Annotated in this window: 5 protein-coding genes; 1 reads left to right on the forward strand and 4 read right to left on the reverse strand. The window is 44.3% G+C overall.

Annotated features, from left to right (window positions below):
- Positions 1–107: 107 nt before the first annotated feature.
- Both ACL9RM_RS17085 and ACL9RM_RS17090 read right to left on the reverse strand, forming a co-directional pair.
- Positions 108–1,085, reverse strand: coding sequence for a LacI family DNA-binding transcriptional regulator (locus ACL9RM_RS17085; RefSeq protein ID WP_414126418.1), 978 nt, complete (start codon positions 1,083–1,085; stop codon positions 108–110).
- 306 nt (positions 1,086–1,391) lie between these two features.
- Positions 1,392–2,738 (reverse strand): cellulase family glycosylhydrolase, encoded by a 1,347-nt coding sequence (locus ACL9RM_RS17090; RefSeq protein ID WP_414126419.1) that lies wholly within the window; start codon positions 2,736–2,738, stop codon positions 1,392–1,394.
- A 386-nt stretch (positions 2,739–3,124) separates the two neighbouring features.
- On the opposite strand from ACL9RM_RS17090, the gene bglS reads away from it, so the two are divergent.
- A complete protein-coding gene (gene bglS / locus ACL9RM_RS17095; protein WP_414126420.1) occupies positions 3,125–3,838 on the forward strand; it encodes a beta-glucanase in 714 nt (237 codons plus the stop codon).
- A 116-nt stretch (positions 3,839–3,954) separates the two neighbouring features.
- Here bglS and ACL9RM_RS17100 read toward each other — a convergent pair whose 3' ends face one another.
- Together ACL9RM_RS17100 and ACL9RM_RS17105 are read right to left on the reverse strand one after the other, a co-directional pair.
- Positions 3,955–4,185 (reverse strand): hypothetical protein, encoded by a 231-nt coding sequence (locus tag ACL9RM_RS17100; protein ID WP_422759383.1) that lies wholly within the window; start codon positions 4,183–4,185, stop codon positions 3,955–3,957.
- 993 nt (positions 4,186–5,178) lie between these two features.
- Positions 5,179–6,869: condensation domain-containing protein (locus ACL9RM_RS17105; RefSeq protein WP_414126421.1), on the reverse strand; the 1,691-nt coding region annotated here is incomplete at its 5' end.

The following is a 6,869-nucleotide window of genomic DNA, read 5'->3' on the forward strand; positions in this document are numbered from 1 at the left end:
ACGGATTATATGTCAAGGGTTTAACTTGTGTCAATCGTTTGACATGTTGAATTTTTAACATGTACTAAAAAAAATCTGTTCCCCTTGTTAGAGGAACAGATTTTCATTCAGGTCGTTGCACGCTCAATTAGTTCAACAGGCAGCAGATTGACAGGTTGTACCTGCTCCCCTTCCGCCTGCCTGCGGATCAGCTCGACCGCCAGTCTGCCGATGTCTGCAATCGGCTGTCTTACCGATGTAAGTTCCGGCGTCAGCCAGGAAGCAACGCTTACATCATCGAAGCCTACAATGCGCACATTCTCTGGCACATGCCTTCCAGCGCGAATATATTCTTTCAGCGCAAAAGCCGCAATAATATCACTTGTTGCGAACACTCCATCAACATCGGGATGTTCATGAACGAGTTTTGAAATGATTCGCTCGTACTCCTTCTGGTCGAACACATTCATGTCAGTTTGAACGATCACATGCTGGATATTATGCTTGTCCACGACATCCCGGAATGCTTGGGTCCGCTCATTGGACAGCATGTTCAGCTCCAGATTTCCGCATATATGCGCAATTTTCTGGCAGCCTTTGCTAATGAGCAGCTCCGTAGCCAGCTCGCCTCCGCGATAATTATCCGAGGATATGTAAGGAATACACGGGTCAATCTGTCTATCAAATGTCACAATCGGTGAATTCAAATGTCGGTACTCTTCTACTTCTAATGTATGGCTACCCATAATGATGCCATCCACCCGGTTCCGCTTCAACATATCGATATACACTTTTTCCTTCACGGGATCCATATGGGAATTGCACAGCAGGACCTTGCAGTTTTGCTGATAGGCATAGAACTCAACCTGATTGGCAAGCTCACTGAAGAAAGGATGCGAGACATCGGGAATAATCAGGCCAATAATATTAGACTGCTTACGCAATAGGGATCGTGCTATTTCATTCGGTTGATAATTAAGTTCCTCCATTGCGTCGAACACTTTTTTGCGTGTAGTTTCGCTAATATATCCCCGGTTGTTCATTACACGGGATACTGTTGTGACCGACACGCCCGCTTTTAATGCTACATCATGAATTGTCGCCATATTAACCTCTTCCCGCACAAAATAAATACATACAAACTATACTCTCTCCTCATCATTTCAACAACCTTACATAACGGAAGCCTAAAGATGGACGTAAATGTTAGGTGACTGAACTTTGCGAATCCCAAATTAGAGGTTACAGTAAGTTCTACTAACTTCATAAACTGATCCTCATACATAATTCGCGAAGAGCTTTCTTCTTCCATTTGTTCACCGCCTGCTGAGTGATTTTGAGTTCTCATTTCTATAAAATAATACGACAGCCTATCCAATTGGATAGGCTGTCGGTAGCTGAAAGAATTAACATCATTCTGATTGTGCGTCAGTCGGTGCATTAATGTATGTATCTGTAAGCACATCAGTCGGTGCATCCGCAGGCACATTATCCGTTGCTGATTCACTGTTCTGGAGTAGTGCTCTCGGATAGGCCTGTGCACGCTCATAGTACCAGTTAAACAAGAAGCGGGCCATCGCCTGACGTCGGGTATCGCCATCCCACTTTAACCCTGCTGTTGGGTCCGCAAATGAACTCCTTGCTCCAGATTCCAGCAGAAAGCCATTCATGTGTGCGGTCATGCTGACATTACCGGCTGCTGTAAAAATGGACTTCGTGTTTTTCCCAAATCCATCATTAGAACCGTTAAACAAATTCCAGTACTCTGAATCGCCGGGCTGTGTTTTGAACCAGGTAAATTCTGTAATATTTATTGGATAGGCTTGAGCTGCCGCCTTAATGTTGGAATTCCATTGCGATTGCAGCTTGTCCTTGTTATCATAAGCTCCGTAGCCTGGATACCAGTGGACAGCATAGCCGTAGTTGTTCAAAGGGTCTGTCAGCGGGTGTTTTGCCACCGGGCTGTAAAATTGGTTGTATCCAAGTCCTGCAGCCCAGATGACATTATCCGCTCCTTTACTTCGAATCGTGGAAATGATAGAGTTCTGGAATCTTCTCAGATCATTCCAATGGTCAAGAAAATCATTCTCGCCGGGATAGCCTCCCCAATGCCCATTCGCATACGACTTAATTGGCTCGTTGATCAGTTCAAACATGACGTTATCCGCGCTATTAATAGCAGGCTGCGAGGCAAGATACCCCCAGATTTGATTAAATTTGTCCAAATTGGATTGTGTTGTACCCTGATCGTTAGCCAAAGTGAAATCAAGACCAAGGGTAACATAAACGCCCTTTGTTTTCGCATAATTGATGTATGGAATAATCACATTTTGTGTAACTGCCTGTAAACCGGCGAAGTTGTATGACCCTGCGGCCACATCTCCCATATCCTGGCGGTCAATAAACAATCGGACCTGATTCATATACCAACCGTGGTTGCTTCCATACTTCGGTCTGGTGTCTGTAAAGGTGTCGGTGATATCCTTCAAATAAGCCAACATTGCTGCATGACGATTGTTACCATTCAATTTGAGATAATAATTACTGTTTTGATAGGTCCAGTATGCTCCCGACGGCTGATGCCAGCCACTCAAAACAACAGGTTTTCCGCTGCTGTTCACCAATTGATTGCCCCTGACATGGAGCTCTCCCATGGGCATACCTGACCATGCATCTATATGTTGGTCAAACACCGGTTTTAAAGGCAATATGAATACAAGTATCAGAACTATTTTACATACCATACCTAATTTTTTCAAAGAAAGGCCTCCTCCTCAAAAATTTAATTGACTATTATGCCAAAAGAATAAAATGGTATAAACATGTAGTGGCACCGCTTCCTGAGTCTATCCTATTGCAAAATCATCATCTCCCTTAATGGAAAATTATAACGTTTATTTGTATTTCTTGCATCTAATTGTATAACTTACATTTCCAAACCACAACTTGATAAAATTTAGTTTTTTTTGAGATTATTTTTCAATCGTTAAGTTTGCTATAGTCTACGCCTCAATTTCAAGCTACAATGAAGATACCAAATATGGAAGTCTTTTATATTTTTTCGATAAGCCGGCCAATACTTGAAATAATGTATCATTGCCAGCCGTTTCTTTCATGTTTGGTCAATCTTTTATGGAGGTGTAAAATGAAGAAGAAATCTTGGTTCACTTTAATGGTCACGGGTATTGTCTCTCTGTTTTTTTCGGTAAGCGTTTATGCGGGGAATGTTTTTTGGGAACCACTTAATGGTTTCAATTCTGGTGCATGGCAAAAGGCGGATGGATATTCCAATGGGAACATGTTTAATTGCACTTGGCGTGCCAATAATGTCAATTTTACGAACGATGGCAAAATGAAGCTTGGCTTAACAAGTTCTGCGTACAATAAATTTGACTGTGGAGAGTATCGATCGACGAACACTTACAGATACGGCTTATACGAGGTCAGCATGAAGCCTGCTAAAAATACTGGGATCGTATCTTCCTTCTTTACGTATACGGGACCTACTGATGGCACGCAATGGGATGAAATAGATATTGAATTTTTAGGCAAAGACACGACAAAAGTGCAATTCAACTATTATACAAACGGGGTCGGTGGTCACGAGAAGATTGTTGATCTGGGCTTTGATGCATCAAGAGGCTTCCACACCTATGCTTTCGACTGGCAGCCAGGGTACATTAAGTGGTATGTTGACGGGGTTTTAAAGCATACGGCAACTACAAACTTACCAAGCACGCCAGGCAAGATTATGATGAATTTATGGAATGGTACTGGCGTTGACGACTGGCTGGGCTCGTATAATGGAGTGAATCCGCTATACGCTGAATATGATTGGGTAAAATACACGAGCAATTAGCCCGTAGTACAAAAGCAGCCCTGTAGGGGCTGTCAGGCTGTCGAGAAACCCCCTGTTTTTTTGCAGGGGGTTTAAAACTGTCTTAGTGGTCTAAAAACTAGGGTCCTCAGATCGTTTTAAATCGATTTTTGTTTTAAAAGATGCGTCTCCCCATATAAAAATAGAAGTGTCGAAAAGTCCTCTAGACTTTCTCGACACTCTGGCAGCCCTGTAGGGGCTGTTTTTTTGATGATGCATTGATTCAGCCATGTTCCGGACATAAAGAAAAGAAGCATAATTTCCTGATCTGAAAATCCAATTCGCGACATCATTTCTTTGCCAAAGCGACTGAGAAATTTTGAATACATAGCTATTTGCATAAAAAGTACAGCGGAGAAGCTCTGCTTCCTAAACCTCTTATTTCAATTCCCCATTTTTTAAACTTTCTTTAGAATTATATGCATAGATTACTCATAAATTTTCGTTAAGAATTTTAAGGTACGCCGAGTACATTGCGTTTCTCCGTTCCAGTTGTCCGGTAGACTGTGCTTGCACTTGTTGAACTACCAATACAGTCCCTTGCGATACGCCAATAATCTGTGAGAACTGAATTCGATTGAGTTTATTCGTTTTCCGAATACTCTTTATTTTTCCCCCTATATCTTCATTGTTCCACCTACTTATCTATAAAAAAATAAAAACAGTCCCGATATAAAAACTTTCCATTGAGACTGTTTGAGTTAAGGTACTGTATTTTCTTGTAGGTAATATTTCAAATTAAGAATGGTGTTGTATTTATAATGGAAAAAAGTGTCAGGTGATAAACACGAAAAATAAAAAGCCTGAAACCACCACAAATTACCATAAAAAGAAAGTTGGAAACTTGTACTATTACGATAATATAATTTTCATAACCATTTCCTCAATATACTGAATGTCGCATATAACGTGCTTAAATGATCAATTTTCTTTTTCAAAGAATTATCTCTAATAATCTGTCCGATCTTTAGTCCATTGTCCATATATTTGAACTAACCGCCCTGTAGTTCGTGAGAGTTCAAGAAGTGCTGTGCCATTATATCTCTAGCTAGTTTATTAATTCTCTTTTTTTGTTCGAATGATAGCTTGTTTTTACTTCATTTTTTAAATAGTGAACTTATGGAATGGTTTGATTCTTAGTATACCAAAGGTAAACTACGATTTCTGTTGTGTTTTGTCAATTTTCCAATAAATTGAAATAGTTACTCAGCGGCACTTGACGTCAGATTCCTGTGGTGGATTTTTCCCTTTCATTTGGAAAAAAACACCCGGCAGGATGCGTACCGAGAGAAATACGGCATACACCCAAGCCGGGTAAGGGATTAGAAAATAATATCAATGGCCTCTAGCACATCTTGCTCCTGTTCGGATTGCCCGTTCAGGGAAATATCCTTCAACAGCACCGAAGGCTGTTCGCAAATTTGGGTGATGATCACGAGCAGGTCCTGAGCGAAATTGTCGATCAGATTGCGCGTAAACAACTTGGTGGCATATTCAAACTGTCCGTTCATTCCCTCATCCAGCAACGAAATAACCAAGGTAAGATCAAATTGGGAAACCGTATGAGTTTCCGGATAAGATTCGATCTTGATATCCCCGAAGCTTTGAACGTTATCTTCCTTGGTTTCCAGAACAAACATGACATCGAATACAGGATTGCGGCTTTGATCTCGCGGCGCCTGCAGCTTTTTCACAAGCTCCTCGAACGGATAATCCTGGTGGTCGTAGGCCCCCAGCATCGTTTCTTTGACTTCGTTCAAGTAAGCGAGGAACATCTGCTCCCCGGACGGATAATGGCGAATCGCCAAAGTGTTGACAAACATTCCGATGAGTGGCTCCAGGTCGGCATGTGTGCGGCCCGAAACCGGTATGCCTACAATGAAGTCTTCTTGTCCTGAGTACTTGCTGAGCAGGATTGAATAGGCCGCCAATAACACCATATAAAGGGTGGCACCGTTCTCATCGGCGATGCGCTGCAAGCTGTCGGTCATCTGCTTGTCGATGCTGAAAGGCAGCACATCTCCCTCAAAGCTGCGAGCGGCAGGTCTGACAAAGTCCGTAGGCAGTTCAAGCGTCGGCAGTTCGCCTTCCAGCACGTCCAGCCAATAGGCTTCCTGACGTTTCAGTCGCTCTTTTACAGGTTCGGACTGCTGCCAAGCGGCGAATTCCTTGTATTGAATCCGAAGCGGTTCCAGAGTCTCGCCGTTATACAGGCGCAGCAGCTCTTCGACGAAGATGCCCATCGACATGCCATCCGTGACGATATGATGAATGTCGAGCATGAGCAGATGCCGTTCCGCTTCCCATTCGACTAAGCCCACACGCAGCAGCGGCGGTCGCTCCAAATCAAAGACGCGCACAAAGCCGTCTACGATACTCTTCGTTTCACTTTCTGTCGCTTTCGTATACTCGACGGCAAACTTCAAGTCCGGATAAACTCGTTGTACCGGTTCGCCGTCGACCATTTCGAAGCCGGTTCGCAAAATTTCGTGACGAGCTATCAATCCTTTGAGCGCCGCCTCGAATTGATTCCGTTCCAAGCGCCCGACGAGAACCGTCATGCCGGACATGTTGTAGCTAAGCTCGGCGCCTTCCATCTGCTGCTGGATGTACAGCCGTTTTTGCACGGAGGAAAGCGGATAGTAATCCCTCTTATCCAGAACCGGAATGGAGAGGTGTTCCTGCCGCTCCAATTGGCTGATCGCTTCGGCCATCGCTTCGATGGTCGAGTGCCGGAACACATCGCGCAGCGGCAGGTCCACGCTCAGCTCCTTGTGCACCTTGCTGACCAGCGTCGTCGCCCGCAGGGAGTGCCCGCCGAGGTCGAAGAAGTTGTCCGTCACGCCAATCGTGACCGGCCCGAGCACGTCCTGCCAGATGGCGACCAGTTTCGCCTCCAGTTCGGTGCGCGGCGCCACGTATTCGCGGCCTGCGCTTGCTCCCCCTTCCGGCGCCGGCAGCGCCTTCCGGTCGATTTTCCCGTTCGGCGTCAGAGGCAGGCGCTCCAGCTCGA

Source organism: Paenibacillus sp. S29 (assembly GCF_049319765.1).
Lineage (GTDB): Bacteria > Bacillota > Bacilli > Paenibacillales > Paenibacillaceae > Paenibacillus > Paenibacillus polymyxa_B.

Bases quoted from the DNA above. Each gene is read 5' to 3' on its own strand.
- ACL9RM_RS17085 (WP_414126418.1), bottom strand. From the start codon at position 1,085: ATGGCGACAATTCATGATGTAGCATTAAAAGCGGGCGTGTCGGTCACA.
- bglS (WP_414126420.1), top strand. From the start codon at position 3,125: ATGAAGAAGAAATCTTGGTTCACTTTAATGGTCACGGGTATTGTCTCT.
- ACL9RM_RS17100 (WP_422759383.1), bottom strand. From the start codon at position 4,185: ATGTATTCAAAATTTCTCAGTCGCTTTGGCAAAGAAATGATGTCGCGA.